19 protein-coding genes are annotated in these 22,087 nt (G+C 54.7%); 12 read left to right on the top strand and 7 right to left on the bottom strand.

Going from position 1 to position 22,087, the window contains the following annotated elements; all coding sequences use genetic code 11:
• Nucleotides 1–80: 80 nt before the first annotated feature.
• The 3 genes from ACP97_RS15825 to ACP97_RS15815 all read left to right on the top strand — a co-directional run bounded on the left by ACP97_RS15825 (nucleotide 81) and on the right by ACP97_RS15815 (nucleotide 3,418).
• A complete protein-coding gene (locus tag ACP97_RS15825; protein WP_049998806.1) occupies nucleotides 81–437 on the top strand; it encodes a calcium-binding protein in 357 nt (118 codons plus the stop codon).
• Between the two features lie 133 nt (nucleotides 438–570).
• Entirely contained in the window at nucleotides 571–2,031 is a 1,461-nt protein-coding gene (locus tag ACP97_RS15820; RefSeq protein WP_049998805.1) for a DEAD/DEAH box helicase family protein, read from the top strand.
• A gap of 34 nt (nucleotides 2,032–2,065) precedes the next feature.
• Nucleotides 2,066–3,418 carry a DUF790 family protein gene (locus tag ACP97_RS15815; RefSeq protein WP_049998804.1) on the top strand — a complete coding sequence of 451 codons (1,353 nt, stop codon included), beginning with the start codon at nucleotides 2,066–2,068 and terminating at the stop codon, nucleotides 3,416–3,418.
• A 51-nt stretch (nucleotides 3,419–3,469) separates the two neighbouring features.
• Here the strand turns inward: ACP97_RS15815 and ACP97_RS15810 are convergent, their stop codons facing one another.
• Together ACP97_RS15810 and ACP97_RS15805 are read right to left on the bottom strand one after the other, a co-directional pair.
• Nucleotides 3,470–3,823 carry a calcium-binding protein gene (locus tag ACP97_RS15810; protein ID WP_049998803.1) on the bottom strand — a complete coding sequence of 118 codons (354 nt, stop codon included), beginning with the start codon at nucleotides 3,821–3,823 and terminating at the stop codon, nucleotides 3,470–3,472.
• A gap of 32 nt (nucleotides 3,824–3,855) precedes the next feature.
• Nucleotides 3,856–4,071, bottom strand: a complete 216-nt coding sequence (locus ACP97_RS15805) for a hypothetical protein (RefSeq protein ID WP_049998802.1) — start codon at nucleotides 4,069–4,071, stop codon at nucleotides 3,856–3,858.
• 252 nt (nucleotides 4,072–4,323) lie between these two features.
• Here ACP97_RS15805 and ACP97_RS19330 point away from each other — a divergent pair, with 252 nt between their 5' ends.
• Nucleotides 4,324–4,533 (top strand): KTSC domain-containing protein, encoded by a 210-nt coding sequence (locus ACP97_RS19330; protein WP_079977681.1) that lies wholly within the window; start codon nucleotides 4,324–4,326, stop codon nucleotides 4,531–4,533.
• Between the two features lie 97 nt (nucleotides 4,534–4,630).
• Nucleotides 4,631–5,176: a hypothetical protein gene (locus ACP97_RS15800; protein WP_154020048.1), complete on the top strand. Its 546-nt coding sequence runs from the start codon at nucleotides 4,631–4,633 to the stop codon at nucleotides 5,174–5,176.
• Between the two features lie 434 nt (nucleotides 5,177–5,610).
• On the opposite strand, the gene ACP97_RS15790 is transcribed toward ACP97_RS15800, so the two are convergent.
• A complete protein-coding gene (locus ACP97_RS15790) occupies nucleotides 5,611–6,045 on the bottom strand; it encodes an SWIM zinc finger family protein (RefSeq protein WP_049998799.1) in 435 nt (144 codons plus the stop codon).
• A gap of 160 nt (nucleotides 6,046–6,205) precedes the next feature.
• Here ACP97_RS15790 and ACP97_RS15785 point away from each other — a divergent pair, with 160 nt between their 5' ends.
• Together ACP97_RS15785 and ACP97_RS15780 are read left to right on the top strand one after the other, a co-directional pair.
• On the top strand, nucleotides 6,206–6,778 hold the full coding sequence (locus tag ACP97_RS15785) for a DUF7437 domain-containing protein (RefSeq protein ID WP_049998798.1): 573 nt from the start codon (nucleotides 6,206–6,208) through the stop codon (nucleotides 6,776–6,778).
• Nucleotides 6,779–6,843: 65 nt separating this feature from the next.
• Entirely contained in the window at nucleotides 6,844–7,320 is a 477-nt protein-coding gene (locus tag ACP97_RS15780; protein ID WP_154020047.1) for a hypothetical protein, read from the top strand.
• Nucleotides 7,321–7,543: 223 nt separating this feature from the next.
• On the opposite strand, the gene ACP97_RS15775 is transcribed toward ACP97_RS15780, so the two are convergent.
• The 4 genes from ACP97_RS15775 to ACP97_RS15760 all read right to left on the bottom strand — a co-directional run bounded on the left by ACP97_RS15775 (nucleotide 7,544) and on the right by ACP97_RS15760 (nucleotide 10,267).
• Nucleotides 7,544–8,038, bottom strand: coding sequence for a hypothetical protein (locus tag ACP97_RS15775; RefSeq protein ID WP_049998796.1), 495 nt, complete (start codon nucleotides 8,036–8,038; stop codon nucleotides 7,544–7,546).
• A complete protein-coding gene (locus tag ACP97_RS15770) occupies nucleotides 8,035–8,394 on the bottom strand; it encodes a hypothetical protein (protein WP_049998795.1) in 360 nt (119 codons plus the stop codon). Before ACP97_RS15770 ends, ACP97_RS15775 begins: the two co-directional genes overlap by 4 nt.
• Nucleotides 8,395–8,703: 309 nt before the next feature.
• Nucleotides 8,704–9,948, bottom strand: a complete 1,245-nt coding sequence (locus ACP97_RS15765) for an MFS transporter (RefSeq protein ID WP_049998794.1) — start codon at nucleotides 9,946–9,948, stop codon at nucleotides 8,704–8,706.
• Nucleotides 9,949–9,991: 43 nt separating this feature from the next.
• Complete coding sequence (locus tag ACP97_RS15760) at nucleotides 9,992–10,267, bottom strand: hypothetical protein (protein ID WP_049998793.1); 276 nt, start codon at nucleotides 10,265–10,267, stop codon at nucleotides 9,992–9,994.
• 500 nt (nucleotides 10,268–10,767) lie between these two features.
• Between ACP97_RS15760 and ACP97_RS15755 the strand changes: the two genes are divergently transcribed.
• The 5 genes from ACP97_RS15755 to ACP97_RS15730 all read left to right on the top strand — a co-directional run bounded on the left by ACP97_RS15755 (nucleotide 10,768) and on the right by ACP97_RS15730 (nucleotide 21,865).
• The gene (locus tag ACP97_RS15755) at nucleotides 10,768–11,757 is read left to right on the top strand and encodes a hypothetical protein (RefSeq protein WP_049998792.1); all 990 of its coding nucleotides are present in this window, start codon (nucleotides 10,768–10,770) and stop codon (nucleotides 11,755–11,757) included.
• Entirely contained in the window at nucleotides 11,690–12,580 is an 891-nt protein-coding gene (locus ACP97_RS20055; RefSeq protein ID WP_154020046.1) for a hypothetical protein, read from the top strand. Before ACP97_RS15755 ends, ACP97_RS20055 begins: the two co-directional genes overlap by 68 nt.
• A gap of 107 nt (nucleotides 12,581–12,687) precedes the next feature.
• Nucleotides 12,688–16,752 carry an Eco57I restriction-modification methylase domain-containing protein gene (locus ACP97_RS15740; protein WP_049998789.1) on the top strand — a complete coding sequence of 1,355 codons (4,065 nt, stop codon included), beginning with the start codon at nucleotides 12,688–12,690 and terminating at the stop codon, nucleotides 16,750–16,752.
• Nucleotides 16,749–20,033, top strand: coding sequence for an SNF2-related protein (locus ACP97_RS15735; RefSeq protein WP_049998788.1), 3,285 nt, complete (start codon nucleotides 16,749–16,751; stop codon nucleotides 20,031–20,033). The genes ACP97_RS15740 and ACP97_RS15735 overlap by 4 nt, the downstream gene beginning before the upstream one ends.
• Before the next feature lie 116 nt (nucleotides 20,034–20,149).
• Nucleotides 20,150–21,865, top strand: coding sequence for a DUF262 domain-containing protein (locus ACP97_RS15730; protein ID WP_049998787.1), 1,716 nt, complete (start codon nucleotides 20,150–20,152; stop codon nucleotides 21,863–21,865).
• Nucleotides 21,866–22,087 lie beyond the last annotated feature (222 nt).

The raw sequence follows: 22,087 nt of genomic DNA, 5'->3' as shown, positions 1-22,087 counted from the left end.
GATTGAGCGACTCTGGACAGGCCGGTGGGTGGGTTCGGCCGACCTGAGCATCTTCCGTCTGGGCTGAGTACTGATGGGCGATGACACACTCCGGGAGAGACGAAGAGCGGGACGAACGCATTGAGATGGAGATCATCGTCGATACCTACGATGCGGACGAGCAGGCAATGGGCTGGAACGCCTATCTCGACGATACGCTGGAGTTCCCGTTCGAAGCGCGCTGTCGCACCGAGCGCGAGGAATCGCCCCTGGAGGAAGGCGAACCCGTACGCGTAGTTGGAATGTCATCGACAGAGCCGACTCTCAGCCAGCAGTTCGCGACGATCGAGTGGATGGACAGAACACTTGGCGTGCCTCTTGAGCAACTTGAGCCTGTCGACGTCGGCAGTACCACTGAACAAGCGATTGCCGACTGGCAGTACTGGCTCGAACGCTGACGGCCGTGGTTCTGTACCCGACGGACCCACCCGTCACCCTGTACCCGCAGAAACAGAGGTAGATGGTCCGAAACCGAACGTCCCTCCACCAATCAGTATGGTTTATTTGGATTGCGGCTGTGGTATTTGCCAGATGCGGATCGAGTTCGACGGAGGCACACTCCTACTTCAAGAGGCCAGCGAGGAGGTTCCGTACGCGGAGTGGGACGATCGGGTTGGCGACTACCGCGCACCCGCATATCGCTATCGTAGCCTGCTCGAATGGGCCGACACATGGGATGACGATATCCCCGGCCCCGCGGTAGAGGAATCAGTCGACCAAGAGACGATCCAGTCGGCTACTGTTACGCTTGAGGACACAGCTCGGGCGTATCCCGCCTTCGCTCTCGATCCCGCGCTCCAGATCGAACCACGCGAGTACCAGCAGGCGGCGCTCGATGCGTGGCGAGCCAATGATCGTCGAGGCAGCGTCGTCCTCCCAACTGGGAGCGGGAAGACATTTCTCGGTATCCAGGTAATCGCCGACGCTGGTGTCGCCACGCTCGTGGTTGCGCCGACGATCGATCTGATGAACCAGTGGCATGCGACGCTCACCAACGCCTTCGGCGACCAACTTCCCCGTCAGAGGGAAGATGGAGCCGGACAGGCGGTCGGCGTGCTCGGTGGCGGCACCCACGAGATCAGGCCCATCACAGTCACGACCTACGACAGCGCGTATCGCTATATCGACGAGTACGGCGACCAGTTCGGGCTGCTGATCGCAGACGAAATTCACCATCTGCCAGCTCCGACCTACAGACAGATCCCCGAGATGACCATCGCGCCCTATCGTCTCGGACTAACCGCCACCTACGAACGCGCCGACGATGCCCACGAGCTCCTCGAAGACACGGGCCTCATCGGTCCCGTCGTCTACGAAGAGGAGGTCGACGAACTCGCTGGCGAGTACCTCAGCGAGTACGAAACCATCCACATGCAGGTCGAGTTGACCGACGATGAGCGCTCACAGTACGACGAGGAGTACGGCATCTATCGCGAGTACGTCGATACGCATGACTTCGACCTCTGGAAAGCCGAAGGCTATCAGGAGTTTCTCGCGCATACTTCGTACGATTCCAATGGTCGGCGCGCACTGATCGCCAAGCAACGCGCCGAGGAACTCGCGCGCACCGCCACGAAGAAACTCGATACGCTCGATACACTGCTCAAACGCCATCACGACGACCGGACGATCATCTTCACCGCGAACAACGATTTCGCCTACGAGATCTCTCAAGAGTTCATTATCCCGTGCATCACTCATCAGACGAAAACCGACGAACGCACGGAGATCCTCGAACGATTCCGAACCGGCGAGTACTCGATCTTGGCAACCTCGCAGGTGCTGGACGAGGGCATCGACGTCCCGGCCGCCAACGTCGGGATCATTCTCTCTGGAAGCGCGTCGAAACGCCAGTACGCCCAGCGTCTCGGTCGCATCCTGCGACCCACAGACGAGCGCCAACCCGCGCGGCTCTACGAGATCATCGCCACGGACACGATGGAGAACTACGTCTCCCAGCGCCGCCGCGAAGGCGTCGAGGCAGAAGCGTGACCGCGACCATGACCAACACAGTGAGACCGGAGCCATGCTGACGGCCGATCTCGCGCGCTCGCGGACATCCGATGGCGAGGTGACGCCGCTGTTCATCGATCCCGACGATGCTCGGTACCGGGAGACGGCGAGCGAGTTGATCGAGCTGTTCGAGACACACGTTGGTGAGCCGAAGGCCGATCTCGACACCGCGGTCGACCAACTGACGGTGGCGGATACCGATTACAAGATCATCCAGGGGTTGGCGAAATTGCTGCGCGACGAGTGCGACTTCGAAACGGTAGCGGCAGCCGAGCCGCGCGAGATCCGCCAACGCCTGTTCGAGCGGGCGAATGACGCGTATCCCATCGTTCGACAGCCGACGCTCGGTGCGGATACGCGGAAGCTCGACATCTACACGTCGGTCGCTGACGACCTCGGCATTTCACTCGCGGAGTGTCACCAGGGGATGTATGCGGACCTCGACGCGAACAATCGCCTCGTGCGCTTCGGCGACCAGGTCGCCGAGTCGGTCGAACTGGATACTGATGGGACGACCAGTATGACTCAGTTGACTGGCCAGAGCGAGGAAACGTACACAGGCAAGCAACTCACTGTCGAGTGGCTGCTGCATCGGTACAACCTCGCGCTCGCGCAGGCAGTGCTCTACGACGCGACCGAGTTGCGTATTCGAGTGTGGGACCAGTTTGCGACGGTGTTCAGCTATGTGAAGCTGTTCGGGCTGATGCACCGGATCTATCCGATCGACGAACACGGCAAGCGCGTCTCGAGTACGGACTTCGCGGAGGGGTACGAAGCGATCTTGGACGGTCCAGCCTCGCTGTTCCGGCAGTCACGCAAGTACGGCATTCGGATGGCGAACTTCCTGCCGGCGTTGCCCCACTGCGAGCGGTGGGAGCTTACCGCGGAGATTCTCACCGACGAGTCAGCCAACGAAACACGAGAACTGACGCTGGATCAGACAGTGGGACTCCAAACGCACTACAGCGGTGGGAGCCAGTTCGACAGCGACCTCGAACGCACGCTCGCCGACAAGTGGAACCGGTCGAACACGGAGTGGGAACTGGTCCGCGAGGATGACGTGATCGATCTGGGAGCGGAGGTCCTGTTGCCGGATTTCGCGCTGGAACATCCTGACGGCCGCCGGGCGATTCTCGAGATCGTGGGCTTCTGGACGCCCGAATATCTCGATGAGAAACTCTCCAAGATCCGTCAAGCAGATGTGGATAATCTGGTGCCCGCGGTGTCCGAAGAACTGGACTGCACGAGCGAGGACATTGATCTTGAAGCTGAGCGGGTGCTCTGGTTCAAAACCGGTATCCACGTCTACGATGTGGTTGAGCTCGCTGAAGCATATGCAATCCAGTCACTCTCTGCTGGTCACTGATTGTCCTTCTCGAATGGTGGATGATCCCACCGGGTGTCGCCGCCACGTCTATTAGCGCTTGAGCCAGTAGTGCCAGTCTGCGACCGCTTGTTCGGTGGTATTACTGGCGTCGACTGGTTCGAGCTGCTTGAGTGGCACACCAAGTTCTCTGTTCTTCCACTCAATCGTCACGAACTGCTGGCTCAGCGTTGAGTCTGTTGTGGGCATTCCAACCACGCGTACGGGTTCGCCTTCCTCCAGGGGCGATTCCTCGCGCTCGGTGCGACAGCGCGCTTCGAACGGGAACTCCAGCGTATCGTCGAGATAGGCGTTCCAGCCCATTGCCTGCTCTTCGGCACCGTAGGTATCGACGATGATCTCCATCTCAATGCGTTCGTCCCGCTCTTCGTCTCTGTCTACTCCCATGGCTTGATCAGTCTACTGACCCTGTAGTGAGGTCATTCAGCCCGGATGCGGTAGTAGCTAGTGAATTTGACGTAATCACACGCCGCAAGTTCGTGTCTGACCGCTGGTGGAAGCCCCGTTGTCCAGGACTCGTCGTCAAGCAGGTGGGGAAAACAGTGTTTGGCGTTCTCGTCAAGTTCGTCGTAGTGGTAGACAGTCGCGTCTGCCGGGATACAGTTAGTCTCTTCGACGAGGATTGTCTGTCCCATACGTTGCCAACTCTCTATGGTATGAATTTACACCTCATGGCGTAATACGTTGACGGCCGGGGTAAGGACTGCGAGGAGAGCAAACATCGGCCGGATCACGTGTTCGTCCCTCATTAGAAAAGCTGCATCCAACGACCGTGCTACCGTTCTGTGCAGTCAGCGCAGCGAACACGCAAAGCTCCTGCTGTCCGACACCGCTCTGGAACAGTGGTGAACCAAAGGTATTCCCGCTATGGCGGCTACTCCGGGGGCATGGATCGGAAACAGGTATCGTCCTCCCTACTCAGAAGCGTTGGCTACGACCCGGACCAGCAACTCCTGGAGGTCGAACTCCAGGATGGGAAAATCTATCAGTACACGGATGTCCCTGAACAGACCTATCGTGAATTGATGGAGGCGGACTCTCTCGGCCGGTACTTCAACTATAATATCCGAGGACTCCATTATGATCGGGTGAGATAAACGGCAAGTGCGTTCCGCTGATAACCGGATCCAGCGGCTGATCAGCTGATGCCGGATTGACCCAACATCTAATACTGAGAATGTGAATACTTCTCGCATGACCGATCAGCATCCGACGCTGTCGTCGTTTCCCTCGCGTCCCTTGTCCATGGTGGAGATTGAGGCGTTGGAAGAGCGTGATCGGATTCAGAGCATCGTCGATGACGGCTTCACGGTCGAGGACGAGGAGGCTGGCCTCCAAGTTTCTGTGCACAGCTGCGTCATCGTCACCTCTAAGCGGGTGAATGCCGCCGTCTATGTCGAAGATGACGAGGCATGGTACCGAGTGTACACTGCGAAGCGCCCTCACACTGATCTAACCGACGCATACGAGGCTATTCGGACCTTTCGCGGCGAGGATACGTTGTTTGCGTCCGCACCGTTGTCACCTCGTGAAGCGATTCACCGGACGGAAGTTGAGAGAAAGCGGTTTGCGGACGAACCCGAGTATGCTGAAGGCGACGCGTTCGACTGCCCGCTCTGTGATGAGACTCATACTGTTAGTCGCCACGACGATGAGTCTGAGACTGAAGACCAATTCCCTGAAGATTACTCATACGTCGAATGCTCCGACGCTGAGTCAGGAATACTGCCGGTGTACTGAGCTAGTGGGAACCTTAACCCGGTATCGTTCGCCAGCAGTATGAGTCTGAAGACTGTGGAGGAATCTTCGAGACGTTGGACCTGGCTCCGGCTACACAACTGCTCGAATACGATGCGACAGCTGTAGACGCTCCAGTCATCTATTACGAGACTTCATCATCAGTCATTTCGATATACCCATCCGTCAACTCTCCGTGAATCCGGTCAAGTCCAGCTGGTGGCTGAGCGAGCCTGCTGAGAGCGGCATCTGCTACCGCTGATGTCCTGGGTCGAATCCAAACTGTCTCGAGTGCGTCGCCAGCTGCCCAGAACTCATCGAGACACTCCCCGATTGGGCGATCATCGCCCTTTTGCTCCCTCTGACTGCTCTCGGTCATTATCGACATCCCGCAATTCGCGCAGCTTGGCGAACAGTTCGTCGCGTGACTGTCCGTGCTACGTGAAGATGAGGAACGGGTCGTCATCGAATTTCTCAGCGGGGATATAGAAGACAGCGGCGAGGTGTTTGCACGGATTGGCGGAATTGGGACAGGTACAATTCGTCGCCATGTCGCTGTAGGAGTCCGGAAAGAGCGAATATTCGCACGCTTCAAATGCCTCCTCGATATCAGCGGGCATCTGCTCTACCAGAAGCTGGGCAGCGAAGACGGCGCGCTCGGCCATCGCTGCTTCGACCTGTCGCCACCCCTCCTCGTCAAGCGCATCTCCAGCTATTGTTATTTCGTAGAAGTCGTCAGGATATTCGGCGTAGGATCTGCGTCCAGGCGTCTCCAGGTGGGGAATCTCGCCGATCTCGCGGTAGGGTTTGGCAAGTTGCTGGACCCGTCGCCGACTGATCTCGAACTGCTCGGCAACCAACCCAGTACCCATGCCGCAATCAACAATTCGCTTACATATCCGGACAACATCATCCTAATCAAGTTCCATCTCATTTGGTTGACCGATGGGGAGAGAGCGCCGACGAACCTTTGGCGACTATCCTCCAGATAGAGGCAAGAGTTAATACGGTATACATGGAACATGTATTGTGATGGCGGCATCGGATAACCAACTTGGAGCTACCCAGACCGATCCGGAGAAGACGTTCAACGATTTTCTCACCTATGTTGAATTGTTGAACACGCCTCAACTGGCTCGACTCTACACCCATATTCTTCGTGAGGGGCCAGTCGAGATTGAGACGCTCAAAATGGACCTCGATATGCCGCACTCAACCACCTACAAGTACGTGGGTCGCCTCGAAGAGATGGATCTGCTGACCCGGCATGAGGACGAGACTCCAACGAGGGTGTCCGTCGAGCCGATTCAGTTGTTGCTGGATACCGAACAGGGGAAAGTAGCCGCCTCGCCAACACTTATCGACGCCATCGGCCGACAGCTCGACACGGAGGACATCGAACTGTTCGTCGACCGGCAGGGCATCGCCAAACTGGCTGCCGCGCTGCACTATACCCTGCGCATTATGGACGGGGACTTCACCCAACGGACGGCGGCGAACAAACTCGACGTACATCCTGTCGAGGGGATGACGGTGTTCACTGCCCTCCAGGACGTGATTGAGGAGGCTGCCGCGTATGACCCGTATCTCGACCAGCCTGCGTGATGAGCCGAGAGTCAGCGATTCCGCCCAAGAGCACGGCTATCATCGACAGCAGCGTCCTCTTTGCGATGGGTGGGCCGGAGAACGAGAAATATAGCGCGTTCGAAAAGTTCGTGACGGGCCGCGGTCTCACGGTCAAAGTGCCCAAGCAGGTTGCCGAAGAACTCGGCGAAGGGCCGGAGGCGTATGCATATCAGCGTGAGCGGCTGCAGGCAGCACAGAATGCGGGCTGGTTGGAGTCCGGTCGGATCGACTTCTCGAAGCCGCGTGTTTCAGAGGTGGTAGACAAGACACGCGAGCGAATGGCGACGCTCTCTGCAGATGACATCACTGAAGACGAGATCGAACGGACAGATACCGTGCTTGCGGGGCTGGCATATCAGTACGCGACGGGAGGAACGAGCCACGTTGCGATCTTCGTGAGTGATAGGGTCGCTGAACAGGCGATCGAGGACGTGCTGGCTGCGATTGACATCAGCGACACAATAACCGTAATCGAAGGACGGGCGTTCCTTGAAGAACTGGTTGCAGATCAACTCGAATGAGGAACAAATTCGATTTGCTATTGACAATATGTTATCGAGTGTGCTGGAGGCGCGAAAGGAAACCGTTCTGCTTAAACTGGAAAGAGGTGGGTTGCTTTAATTCAAGTTAGGATATGATGGGAAAGTGTCTCGAACCGACCAGCGGAAACATCGGAAACGATGGAGTGTTGGGGGGACAGTTAAAGAGATGCGGCGCAGGCAGAAAAGAGTGAACCTGTGGGACTTAGGTTATTTCGTGGCCACAGTCCGGGCAGAACGTCTCGCCACCGTCCAGCAAGTGAAGACACTCGACACAGATCCGGTTACTCGGAGTAGTGGCAATGTCTTCCAGAAAGTCTACAGCTGTCTGTGATTCGGCACCCGGTCCGTAGCCGTCAGCATAGCCGGGCAGTATTGAGGCCCACTGAACGGTTCCTTTGTCATCGACGACCGCGATGTTTCCGGCGATGTCGAGTGAGCCGTACCGTTTGAATGCCTCCGACGGTGTCGGATCGATGGTCTGATTCAGATCCCGATTCCGTTTGAGATCACGCTCGTAGACTTCCTCAGGTGATGGATCCCGTACTTCGCCAGGGAAATCCGTAATCGGTCCGTGCTGTTCGTCAATGCGATCGATCTCGACTGCGATGCCATGCTCGTCGTGAAGCGTCCTCAGCAGTCGGAGCGCGTGTTCATGCCACTCCCGAATGTCCCCATCCGCGTAGTAGCGCGTCTTCATGTTCCCGAGTCGGTCTCATCTGCGGCCGCGATGCGATCTGAGAGGCTTTCGGCGAGCCACTCGTTGGCGAGTTCGCTGGCACGATCCACCATTTCCTGGTGGCCCATCTCCTCAGTGCCGAAGGATTCGTAGACGCGCCACTGCTCCTCGGTCGGATCGAACACGATCACGTGGGTCTTCGATTCCATATCCAGTAGAAACGCCTCAATCACTCCGGGTGTTGAGCCAGGAAACCCCATCGCTCCACAGACCTTCTCGTTTTCGCTTTCGCCGATCTGCTTGATGATGTCGTCCGTAATCGGTTGGCTTGGAAGCGATGAAAGAAACCTGGATGAGCTATCCGAATTATCGCCCATACGTCTCGTTTCGTTGAGTATCGTCTTGAATCCGTGGGCTGACTTGTGTGCCCCAGTCAGTGATCGTACCGCATGGTCCCACCGTTAGCGGAGAGAACTCATAACTATCTGAACGATTTTTTGAGGCAATCCGCTGTCTGAGGAGCGGGTGAACAAGATCCGCGAACGACTTTGTCGTGGAAACGAAGGCTGGTCAATGTCCCATGTGCGCGGGAAGTTATTGAGTCCGTCGAGTAGATCGCTAACGTACCTATAGCGGTGTCCCCTGTGACGGATCGGTATGTTCGGCCGAGTGCGGTGGTGTGTCATTCAGATCCGATACATCCCGAGAAAGGCAACAGCACCACCCGCGCTGATGAGCGCGACGAGCGGGAACGCCGCGCCGAGGCCGAACCGTTCGGCGGCGACACCGAACAGCAAGGGTCCGAGTGCACCGCCGAGCGATCCCGCGGTCAACATCACCCCGAAGAGGCTCCCGCTGAACCCGCGCTCGGAGTACTGAGAAGTAATCGCGTTCATCGCGGGTAGGGCCGCCCACATCGCAACGCCGAGGAGGAAAAACCACGCGAACAGCGCAATCGGGACCAGCGGAACGATCGCTGTCATTCCCAACGCGACTGCCGAGGCCGCGAGCGCGCCGAATCCGAGCGCCCGCCGATCCATGCTGTCAGCAAGGGAGCCAGCGGCGAGCGAAGAGATACCAGCGCCGACGAGGAGCACGAAGAATATCGCGTTGGCAACACCGGCAGTCGTGCCTGCCTGCTCAACAAGGAACGACGTCGCGAACGTTCGGACCGCGCCGAGCTCCGTGGCAATCGCGAGATTGGCGAGAAACAACACTGCGACCCACGGTTCGAGCGGCACCGCAATCAGGCTGGCCAACCGTCCGCCGGACTCCTTGGTCGTCCGCGAGGCGGCCCTCTCGTCGGTCCCACCATCTGGTTCGATCGAGGCGTTGCTGTCCGAGCGGCTCTCGGGCCGGTAGACAGCCAGAAACACTACCGCGTAGACGACACCCACGCCAGCGCTGACCGTGAGCGCGACCCGCCAGTCGAACAGCGCGGCGAGACCACCGACGAGTGCCGGGGCGAGAGCGGTGCCGACGACCCCGCCGAGCCCATGAATGCCCATTGCCTTGCCCTCGGTGGCTCCGCTTTCGAGATCACTGATGATCGACATCCCCGATGGATGGTAGGTACTGCCGCCGATGCCGGCGATCACCTCGGCGAGGACGAGGGTCCAGTACCCCTGTGCGCTCGCCGCGACGAGGATGCCGGCTGCGAGCACGACCATTCCGCCCGCGAGCAGCCAGCGCTGGCCGATCCGATCGGCGAGCACGCCCGCCGGCAACTGGAAGATCGAGTAGGTGGCGAAAAAGACAGTGAGTAACGCGCCGGCCTCCCCGTACGTGATCGCGAAATCGTTCACCAACAGCGGCAGGATCGGCGGCAGCGCGACGCTATAGAACTCGTTGACGGCGTGGGCGACCGTGATGAGCCACACCTCACGCGGATTCGACACCGAAACCAGCCGTGAGGTGACTGCTCGCAACATACGACCGCTCCACCCTCATACCCAATGAGGGTTGCTGTCCGGATTAGTCGAGGGTTGCGAGCACGTGAATATCGGTGCTGGTGTGGCGCTCACGTCGGGTCTGCGCGCCATGTTTGCGGAGGAAGGTTTCGACGCGGCCGGCAAGGTCGGCTGCCTGTTCTCGATCAATGTGGACGACGAGCGTCGAGTGCTCCGGATCGCTGTTGTCGATGACGAGCGAGAGTTGATTGAACTCGTCGGGCTGACGGTAGTCGCCGAAGTGCTCGGCAACGAGGTCGGCGAGATCGGTGAGTGAGCGATCGGGCGGTGATCGAGTCACGATACAGCCAAGGTTGGCGAGGGTGTCGTCTTACAGCTGTCGGCTGAGAGCGTCGAATCCGACTTTGAGCGGCAGGCTTCTGGTACCTCTGTGCAGCATATCAGTAACCGGGGTTCTGGACCGGAGGTCAGGAAGGAGTACCTTTTCGACAGTAGAATAATCGACATAAGCATTCCAATTACTCATTGGAATGCTTATCTCTATCTCGACCTGTGTCAGAGCGCGTCACACGCTCTTTCACCCTTTCCTATGCTCAAGACAGTGACTCAACTCCTGAACCAGTCGAGTGGTAAGTTCGTGCTTGAGTGCCATCTCTGTGGGACGACAGTTGAGACACTCGATGATCCGTGTCCAGCGTGCAGGTCGACCGAGATCGCCAAGTATGAACTGAAAACTGAACGAGTACTCCGGCTCGAAGATGGCTAAGAAGGTAGCACTTTCTCAACAATCTCCGTTGGCTCAAAGTTTATGAAAGCACATACATTAATGATAGGGGTACAATGGGTATCTCGGAGGGCCAAGGGACGGATTCCTTGAACGGCAAAGCCGCAGAGCGGCTGAAAAAGCTACGGAAACGGGATTTCTCTCCTGCCGCTGTGAAGCGGTTCTTGGCTGCTCAAGACATCGAAGTAACGGAAGAGTCTGACGAATTTATTCAAGATCTTGCTGTTCAGCTATCTGATGGTCAGCTGAACACGTTAATTGACCAGTTCAAATACGCGGGCCGACAGACTGTTAACTACTTCATTATCGTCGGAATTTCAGATCACGAATTTGATCGAGTCATCGATTCGTGTAGAAAAAACATGGTGCAGAACGGTGAGAGTGACCTGCGCACTCCGTATCTTGCCCATGATGAAACAATGAACGAGAAACTCTACCTCTCGTTCGGATACGAAGAATCCAGTAAAACTCGTGATCCGGTGACCGGCTTGCACAATGAGCAAATCTCGACCAACCGCTGTGTCGCTATTATCCGCCCAGACACCGACCTCGTGGAGGTACGGGGGTCGGACGACTATATGCCAGCGACTATTTGCCGCCAGATGGCTGAATCTCTCGGTCTTACGAAAGATGAGCAGGTTTATCCACCGAATTTTGGTATTGAATTCCAGAAGGAGTTCGGCGACGAACTCGTTGACAAATACTATAACCTGAAGGTACGCGTCGACGATGAAGCGGGCAGTACCGTCGACACTATTCAGTTCAGATCAAAGACGGATAAGAACGGAGAGCGTAAGGATGCCCGAGATGATTCCCGAGTGAGTAAGGAGCTCAACGAACGTGGTGGCGAAATCACGATGGGATATGTTGAGCTGGACGACAGCTCCAAATTCCATATCAATCGGGAAGAGAGCAAGTTATCGTTCCGTAGGATCGAGATGGAACAGAAACTGAACGAAGTAACGGAGGTGATCAACAATGTCCTCGAAGAAACTGGAGAGTATCCCCAAAGAAAACTGCAAGGCCTTAGAAACGTACCTGAATGAAGCTAGAGCTTCAGGAACGAACTATGTCCGCCTCCCGATAGTCGCACGTGAGTCAGAGGTTAGCGAGCAAACCGCACTGGACATATTGACATACCTCTGCGATGAGAATATTCTTCAAGCGAAGCTGAAGGTCCGCTGTCCAAAATGCAATAGCCAACACGGTGGTGTGTTCGGTCGTCAGAGTGATGTTCCAGACAAGATGGTTGATTGCATGTGTGGTAAGCGATTCAATTTGGCCGAATCCCGACATTGGGAGGTGATCTATGAAATCCCTGACGAGGATTTCGATTTTTTTCTGGAAGTGCATGAGCGCCTAGAACGGTTTCAGGAATCAGCGCGAAACCTTCCATCAAGCTACTTCCGCAACGAATTCGAGGAGCTGAGTCAGATGGAGGATCATCATGCACGAGGCCGCTATTTTGACCACTTTATTGGGCTCCTGTTTTGTCAAATCGATGGTCTCCGCGTTCAAGTAAAGGACAAGCGTTCTGAAGGTGAAGTGGATGTGGTTGTCACATGCTTAGACGCAGATGAATGGCTCTTTCGCGCGGTTGGGTGTGCGACCGTTGTTGAGAATAAGTGGCAAGATGGTGGTGCCACCCAAGGGGACGCGAATCAATTTCGCCCGAAGGCTGAGGAGGTTGCTACTCGAACGTTGTGTCGAGCAGCATATTTCTTCAGCGTAGATGGGTATACATCCGATGCTGAGGAATCCCTTCGGCGAGACGACGAGCCGACCATTATTCTATTCGATCAAGAAGATATTCATGGTATGATTGAGGAGGGGACGCCAGAGAGTGCGATTCGAGAAAGCATTCTCTAACGTTTCATGGGTATAATAGCGGAAAAGAGAGTACTGTGAGATGTTGATGCATAGTTGAGTGGCTCACGCGGGAAAGGAATAAGTCGTGGCCGTTTTTGCAGTAAACAATGGGAACTGAGTTTCTCTCGTCTCATCAATTTCGTCCCTGGCAACCCGATCAAGCAGAACTCACATCGGACGGATATCTAATAGGGAATGGCACGAGCGCGCTTGAAATCGTTGTGACGCAGAGTCAGAGCAAGCCCACGAAAGAAGTCATGCGGCGGGCGTGGAACAATCGTCAAGGCGGTCGAGCGAATCCGATCCTACTCGTCACCCTCTACAGCGGGAAAGTTGGCATCTGTGGCCCTTCAGGTGAAACACCACCGGTGCATCGCGACCTCGATGTCAGTCAGATAGAGCGCATCTGTGCTGCCGCTTTAGAGAGACCGGACCGCCACGCTGCTCGCCAGTTCCTCCATGAAATGCTGGCCCAAATCGACGAGGAACTCGTTGGTATTCGCAACCAGGGACTGCTCTCGACGCACGAACTTCGGGTTGGGGTTCCAAAGAGAGCTGATTGGGAACGTGCAACTGAGCAAAGCAGTGATTGTCTTGACGAAGCCGGTCGCGATCTCGTAGAGAGTCTCGGATACCAGATCGAACCACTCTCCGGTCCGGGATATATGCTCACTGAGGATGGTCGTCAGACGGCACTCGCGATTTTTCTCGAAGAAGACGAATCTTTCGAATACCCGCAGGAGCGCTTCTCGAAGCAGACACCGATCTCTTACGCCCTGAACAAGGCAGAGAATAAGCGAGTTGATTACGTCGTTGGAAACGCTGGCCGCACACTTCGCCTCTACACGACTGATCCTGATGCTGGATTCGGTTCTCGAGGTCGTACTGACACCTATGTGGAGGCTAATCTCGATCTCCTGCCGGAGGAGAACGGCGGATACCTGCAGCTGCTGTTTTCGGCTGCTGCCCTACGAGACGACGGCACTCTCGCTGAGATAATGGAGCGCTCGGAGGATTACGCGGCCGACCTCGGAGCACGCCTCCGTGAACGGATTTACGACGACGTTGTCCCGCAGTTAGCTGAGGCAATCGCGGGCGCACGTGACCTGAGTGACCCGACGAAAGACGAACTTGATGAGACATACCGGATGACGCTCATCACGTTATATAGGCTGCTCTTCATCGCCTACGCGGAAGATGAACGCTTTCTGCCTCGAGATAATCCACGGTACGACAGTCGCTCGCTCAAACAAAAAGCACATGAGGTCCACGATGTCGTTGAGGAGGACCGAAGCTTCGACGCTCGTTCGACTACCCACTGGGACGACATGATACGACTGGTCGATGCCATTCACACGGGGAACAACGAATGGGGTCTTCCCGAGTACGATGGGCGACTGCTGTCTTCAGATGCAGACGTCTCTGAGGCAGGGGGGAGACTCGCCTCAATCGAATTGACGAACGACCAGTTCGGCCCAGTGCTGGCGAATCTGCTCGTCGATGAGACGGTCGATGGCTACCAGGGACCGGTCGACTTCCGGAACATCGGGGTTCGTGAGTTCGGCGTGATCTATGAGGGACTCCTCGAAAGCGAGCTTTCTGTTGCTGAACAGCCTCTTGGACTCGACTCGGATGGACGGTATGAACCTGCCGACACTGATGAGGATCCAGAGCGCGACATCGCCGTCGGAGAGGGTGAAGTCTACCTCCACGGACAGTCAGGGGAACGAAAAGCGACTGGTACTTACTACACGAAGACACGCTTCGTCGAACACCTTCTCGAATATTCCCTGGACGAAGCGCTTGACGAGCATCTCGACCAGCTGGACGAGATGACTGACCGGGAGGCAGAGGCGGCCTTCTTCGACTTGCGCGTTGCGGATATTGCCATGGGGTCGGGGCATTTCCTCGTGGGAGCGATCGATCATATCGAGAGCCGTCTATCGGCTTATCTCGTGGAGCGGCCACTCCCAGGTGTCGAGAACGAACTCGACCGCCTTCGAGACGAGATCGAGAGCGCTTTCGAAGGTACTGATGCCGCACCAGTTGTCGAGCAGAGCCAGCTCCTTCGGCGACAGGTTGCCCGCCGGTGCATCTACGGCGTTGACTTGAATCCCCTCGCAAGTGAACTCGCACGGCTCTCGCTCTGGGTCCATACATTTGTGCCAGGCCTCCCGCTGACGTTCCTCGATTACAATCTCGTAAGTGGGGATTCGCTCGCGGGTATCGGTACGCTGGACGAGGTGAGCGACATTCTTGATATTGATCAGACTTCGCTCGGGATGTTCGCCGGTGGGTCAAGCGTAATGAGCGAGCTGAGAGACGATATCGACGAACTTGGACACTCAGCGGATGCAGACGCTGCAGCGGTACGAGAGGCGCGTGAAACACGGAAGGAGATTGAGCGACGGCTGGAGCGAACCCGCACGGCGTTCGATATTCTCGCGGCCTCGCGTATAGACGAAGATATCGATCCGACAGTGGTGAACGATGACGGAGACCTAACTGGGACGGACGTCCACCAGCGAGCTCAGACGGCGCTCGAATCGACCGACCCGCTACACTTCCCTGCCGCATTCCCCGAGGTGTTTCAAGGAGAGAACGCGGGATTTGACGTCATCATTGGGAATCCTCCGTGGCAGGAAGCAACGCTCGAAGAAAAGGAATTTTGGACGCGATACGTACCCGGATTACAGGGGAAATCTCAGACGGAGATCGAGCGCCTCAGGAAGGAAATGGAAGAAGAGCGGCCGGATCTAGTTGAACAGTTCCACGATGAATTTGAGGAACAAGAAAAGCGAAGTCAGTTCATTAAAAACGGCCCGTATCCCGGTGCTGCGTGGGGTGGATCAGCACCCGATACCTACAAAGCGTTTGCTTGGAGATTTTGGCGACTCATAGCAAAAAACGGTCACATGGGTGTCGTACTCCCTAGAAGCGCCTTCTCGGGTGCTGGGTCAGAAAAAATCCGTCGTGAATTGCTTGAGAAGGGTATAGTCACAGATCTCACCTATCTGAAAAATAAGCGTGGGTGGGTGTTTGATGGAATGGAACCGCGTTACACCATTGCTCTGTTTTGCCTCGGTAAAATCGCTCCTGGCGAGGAGACGGTGCTACCACTACGAGGTCCATACCCCGACGAAAGTAGTTACGAAGAGGGACTGCAACAGGGTCCATATACCTTCCCAGTAGAACAAGCAAAGAACTGGACAGGGACTGCCTCGTTTCCGCTACTGCCATCTGAACCGAAATCGGTTGAGGTCTTCAGAGAATTGGCAGCACATCCACGTCTCGATCTCGATGAAGAGGACGAATGGCGAGCGCGCCCATGCGCTGAGCTCAACGCTGGAACCGACAAAGTGGCCGACGATGGAACACGGATCATGCACTTCACTGACGAACCACCGGAGAACTTCTGGCCAGTGTTCAAAGGAGCTTCGTTCGATATCTGGGTTCCTGATACGGGTGTTCGCTACGCTTGGTCCGATCCCTCAGTTGTAAAAGAATATTTACAAGACAAACGAGAAAGTTCCTATCAATATGCTGGCAAGCGATCTTCATTCTATGAGATGAACGAAGAGTGGGTGCACGACCAAACGACTCTCCCATGCCTCGAACCACGTATCGCTTTCCGGGATGTTGCCCGAAATACAGATAGCAGAACAGTCCGTACCGCGTTGTTACCGCCGGAAACAATTCTTACAGATAAAGCACCTTACTTCCTTTGGCCTCGTGGAGAAAAACGCGACCAAGCGTATCTCTTAGGTGTCTTGAGTTCAATTCCATTGGATTGGTATGCACGTCGTTTCGTAGAAACTGGGCTCAACTACCACATATTGAAAGCTCTACGAATACCTCGTCCCGGTGATGAATCCCTACTCCGTGAGCGCGTCGTCCAGCTTGCGGGTGAGCTCGCCGCTGTCGACGAGCGCTACGCCAAGTGGGCTGAGACAGTCGGGGTTGAGTACGGGCCACTTGATGAGACGGTAAAGCAGGATAAAATCTACGAACTTGATGCAGTAGTTGCGCATCTCTACGGTCTCTCGCGCGATCACCTCGAAGTTATCTTCGAGACATTCCACGAAGGCTGGGATTACGAGGAGCGTCTAACACGCGTGCTAGAATCCTACGATGAGTGGGCTGACCGACTCGACGAAGAGGATGCAAAATGACTCGACCCGAGTTTGTCGATAATCGAGCGGGCAACACGCTCGCGGCGGCCATCAGCGAGTATCTTGAAGAGTTGGACGCTCTACTCGCCGACAAACCCGACCTCGACATCGCGAGTGGCTACTTCAATCCTGGTGGATACTTCTCACTCGCCGAAGGACTTGATCAGGTTGGTCGCGTACGGATACTCCTCGGGGCGGAACCCGACGAGAAAGACCGCAAGCGGTGGCGAAAGCCCGGTGAGCCACGGAAAGATAAATACGACCAACAACGTGTCGACTCCGCGCTCCAGTCGCTCGACGAGAACCTTGAACGCGATCGTGACTTGCTCGGCTTCTCCCGCGAGACCGACGATAATCTGCAGACAATGATAGACTTTCTGAACAGCGAGCGAGTCGACGTTCGTCGGTACGAAGACCGATTTTTACATGGGAAGGCGTTCCTGTTCTCACACGAGCAGGGCGTTCTCGCTGGGTCGTCGAACTTCACATGGGCTGGTCTCAACTCGAACCTCGAACTCAATCTCGGCCACTATGAACCACACGTTACCGAGCAGGTCGAGGACTGGTTCGAGGATGTCTGGGCCGAGAGTGAGCCATACGACCTTGCAGGTATCTACGAGGAACGGTTCGAACCATACGAACCGTATTTCATTTACCTCCGTGTTCTCTGGGAACGCTATCGCGACGAGATCGAGCAAGAACGCGAAGAGACAGAGGGAGCAATCCAACTCACCAACTTCCAGAACGATGGTGCGTTCCGTGCCAAGCGCTTCCTCGAAGAGCATAATGGCGTAATTATCGCCGACGAGGTTGGCCTCGGTAAGACGTTCATCGCAGGAGAAATTCTCGAAGAGACGGTCCAAGAAAACCGTCAGAAAGCGCTGGTTGTCGCTCCTGCCTACCTTCGAGACGGGATGTGGAAGAAACAACGAGCCAACTGGAACTTCCATTTCACGATTGTCTCCTATAGCCAACTTCGAAACGACATTCGTCTGGGTGGAAGTCAAGACAACCTCGGTCAGGACCTCGACGAGTTCCAGCTGATCGTCGTCGACGAGGCACACGCATTTAGAAATCCCAACGCCGACCAAACTCACGCGCTGCGAACTCTTCTCCGAGGTGACCCGCCGAAGGATCTTGTGATGCTTACAGCGACACCAGTCAACAACTCGCTCTGGGACCTCTATTACCTCCTCAATACGTTCATCAAGAACGACGCTGCGTTCGCCTCCGAGGGCATCCCGTCACTTCGAGAGCGGTTCAAATCGGCACAGGCTGAGGATCCTTCCGAACTGAGCCCCGAGGCGCTGTTCGACGTACTCGACCAGACAACTGTACGCCGAACGCGCCGTTTCGTCAAAAAGTATTATCCGAACGAAACCATCCCAACGCCTGATGGCGAGATCCGAATTACGTTCCCCGACGTGAACCCCAAGCGCGTCGATTACACTTTGAACGAGGCTATCGGCGAGGACTTCTTCGATGATGTTGCCCGAGGCCTCGTAGAGGGCGAGAACGGCGAACCGGAACTCACGCTCGCACGCTATCGCATTTCGGATTACCAGATTGGGGAAGAAGATGGTTCGAACCTCGCACTCGTCGGCCTCATGCGAACAGGCCTGCTCAAACGATTCGAATCATCGCGTCGAGCATTCGCAAAGACACTCGGAAGGATGATCGAACAGTACGAAGCGACCCTCGATATCGTCGATTCAGGTCGAGTACCGAACTCTGAGGCTATCGATGAGTGGGTCGAGTCCGACAATGATGAGGCGTTCGCTGAAGCGCTCTCTGGCGGTGGTGTTGTGGACACTGCATCGGGATCCCTCTACGAAGACGCACTCAAAGACGACTTGCGGAACGACATTAAGATCCTCAAACGCTGGAAACGTCGGGCTGAAGCCGTTAGTCTTGGAGATGACGGCAAGCTGTCGGCATTGCACGAGACGCTTGCTAGGGTCGCTAGGCAGGCAGAGGCGGACGCAGCTAACGATGAGGAATTCCGACGAAATCGAAAAGTCCTCTTGTTCTCTTACTACGAGGACACGGTAGACTGGATCCTTGACTATCTCGATAAGGCGGTTGAAGAGGACGATCGGCTCGCGTGCTACCGGGGGAGAATCGCCGGGGTTGCGGGTGACAGCAACAAACGCGGCGTTTCACGCGAACAAGCGGTTACTGGCTTCGCCCCTGAATCAACGGATGCACCAACTGATACGGAAGATGAGTTCGATATCTTAGTTGCAACTGACGTGCTCGGTCAGGGTGTAAATCTGCAGCAGTCGCGGAACGTAGTGAACTACGACCTCCCCTGGAACCCGATGCGAGTCGTCCAGCGAAACGGACGAATCGACCGGATCAATTCGAAGCACTCGGAGATATATGCATACTCGTTCTTCCCTGAGGACCGATTAGACGATCTCCTTAAGCTCGAATTCCGCGTCCGTGAAAAACTCACACAAGCGGCACACTCTATTGGCCTTGACAGCGAGATATTCCCGGAGAGCACCACGCTTGAGCAGAACTACGCTGATAAACGTGAGGATATTGAGTCGATTCGGCAGGAGAAACAGGAGGCGGTCGAACAAGGTGGTTCGGGTGCAGCCGCCTACTCTGGTGAGGAGTTCAGGCAAGAGCTGCGCCGTGGACTCAAAGACCACGAAGAAACCATTAAATCACTCCCTTGGGGTGCCGGCTCCGGATTCAGAGGACCGAATCCAGGCTACTTCTTCTGTGCCCGTGTCGGTGAGAAGATCTTTACTCGCTTTCTCCCTCTCACGGCAGTAGGAAGCGGCGATGAGACAGAAGCGCTCATTGAGGATACGCTCAGTTGCTTACAGCGGATCGAGTGCTCACACGATACCGAACGTGCATTGCCAGTGAGTATGCGGAATCAAGTCTACGATACATGGGAGATAGCGCGCGAAGACATCTACAACCAGTGGATGGAGCAAACTGACCCACGGAATATCGAGCCGGAGATACGTCCTCTGTTTATTCGTGTCGCTGACCACCTTCGTGAACACCCGCCGGATATGTTAGAAGGAGAATTTCGAGAACTGATCGAATCTGTTGAAGCGCCATGGGGACGTCGCTACGAGCGCGAGCTTCGCGACATCTACGATCGAGAGATCGATCCGGATGAGAAAACGAAAGAGCTTGTTGAGAAGATCGAGGATCTTGGTCTTCAACCATCTGAGCCACCGGAACCGCTTCCACTGATCGAAGAAGAGGAAGTGCAGCTAATTTGCTGGCTTGCTGTTGCGCCACACACACCGTGAGTCGCCGCGTACAAGCAATGCGTATGCTACTAAGTCTAATAACGGGATTTCAATAAGAATCGGGTGAAGAATCGGTTTGAACTTTATTAGGGAACGGTGCTATACGGTAGATTAGGATGCAAATAGCTGAGCAGATCCGCCCGAAAGAAATGGGGGACTTATTTGATCAGAACGAAAGACTACGAATCCCATCATACCAACGAAGATACTCTTGGGAAGAAGAGCACTTCACTGATCTTTGGGATGATCTCAATGATATTGTTCCGGATGGCAGCCATTTTTTTGGAACTGTCGTTTTCATGTCTGAAACGCATGTTGCACAGGGGATGAATGAAATAGACATAGTAGATGGACAGCAACGAATCACGACTATCTCGATTCTGCTCTGCGCAATAAGAGACTATCTTCAAGAAAATCATTCTGAGAAAGAAATAGAACAACGAGTAGAGACAATTGAAGAAAATTTGTGGATTGTCGATCGAGATGGCAAACGCCAAGGGATGAGGCTAGTCCTAGGCAATTTAGACCAAGATAGCTACGAGAACCTCGTGAAGTCTTACAACGACGAGATCGACAACGAAAAAATAGTGTCTGCTTACGAGTATTTCCGTGGCAAACTTGACACTGAGTGCAGCAGTTTACAAGAAGTCAAGAATCTACATGACGGGATCCTTGATCAGTTGATCTACGTATCAATTACCGCGAAGGGCCACTCCGAGGCATATCAACTATTCGAGACAATGAATAATCGTGGGTTATCTCTTTCGCCAATCGATCTTATGAAGAACTACCTTCTGATGAAAGCCTCGAATCGGAAAAACACAGATGAAGAGCGTGTTGAAGACCTTTGGGGCGATATCATCAAGAACATAGAAAGTATATCTGCTATCCACAATTCGGGAACGACTTTCTTTAGACAGTACTGCATGTCTTCCTCGCTTCTCGGGATAAACGAGAAAATAACAGAAAGTAAATTATATGAGCCGACATTCACTGACACGATTGACGAGACTGATAATATTGAATCACTTCTAGAAGACATACGAAAAAAGTCGGGAATTTTTCAGAGACTATTACAGCAAAAGATTGAACGATTCAGCGAGAGCGAGAACTCCGAAATAAATCGCTTACTCCGTGATGCCGAGATCGTTTCGATTACGCCCTTCACGTTTCTTCTTAGGGCCTTCTCAGAATCAGATGATGTAGACGTACTCAAAGGAATAATTCAGAAATCAAACGCGCTACTTATTCGAAGACAAATCTGCGACCGAAATACCGGTCCTCATGACACGATTTTCAATCACTTAGCACAGAATGCGTTCAAACATGACGATCCACTTCAGTACATGGATGACTATCTTGAATCAGAGGGACGGTTTCCAGCTGATGAACAATTCATACGTCACTTCACACGGGAAGATTTTCCCCGAACTGACAGAACTAAGTATATCTTGAGTAAAATAGAAGAAAGCCACTTGGGTCATGGTGGTAAAGAAGTTGTAGAGAGCCGTTACCAGGTCCATATTGAGCATATTCTTCCCGAGCGACACGGTAAGAACCTCATCAAACTCTGGCTAGATCCGTTTGATATAACAGAAGATGAGCATGATGAGTTCAAGAAAAAAATCGGCAATCTCACCCTTCTTGAAGAAGATCCAAACATCAGGGCTTCGAATAGATCGTTGGAGAAGAAACAAGAGTACTATACAGAAGACGAGACAGACTTCAAAATGACCCATAAACTCCAAGATCATACGAAGTGGGGGATTTCCGAGATTGAGACTAGAAGTGAGAAACTTGCACAAGCAGCAGTTGATGTGTGGAGCCTCTGACCTGCTCTGGTGGGTAATGAGATAGTCCGATCTCGTCGTTGATTAATAGTCCAGCCTTCAACTCTGCTTCTATGGACAGGTGCAAAACTATCGTTTTCTACCACCCTTGCAAGAGTTGGATTGGCTCAAATTGAAGTAGGGCTGGCAGAATGCATCCTATCAAGTCCGAGAAAATCGCGTTTTACCATCGATCAAAGTCTCGCTCGTCACCGACGACAGACC

It is taken from the genome of Halococcus sediminicola (assembly GCF_000755245.1).
Classification (GTDB): domain Archaea; phylum Halobacteriota; class Halobacteria; order Halobacteriales; family Halococcaceae; genus Halococcus; species Halococcus sediminicola.
This window is presented reverse-complemented; position numbering and strand designations above follow the sequence as displayed.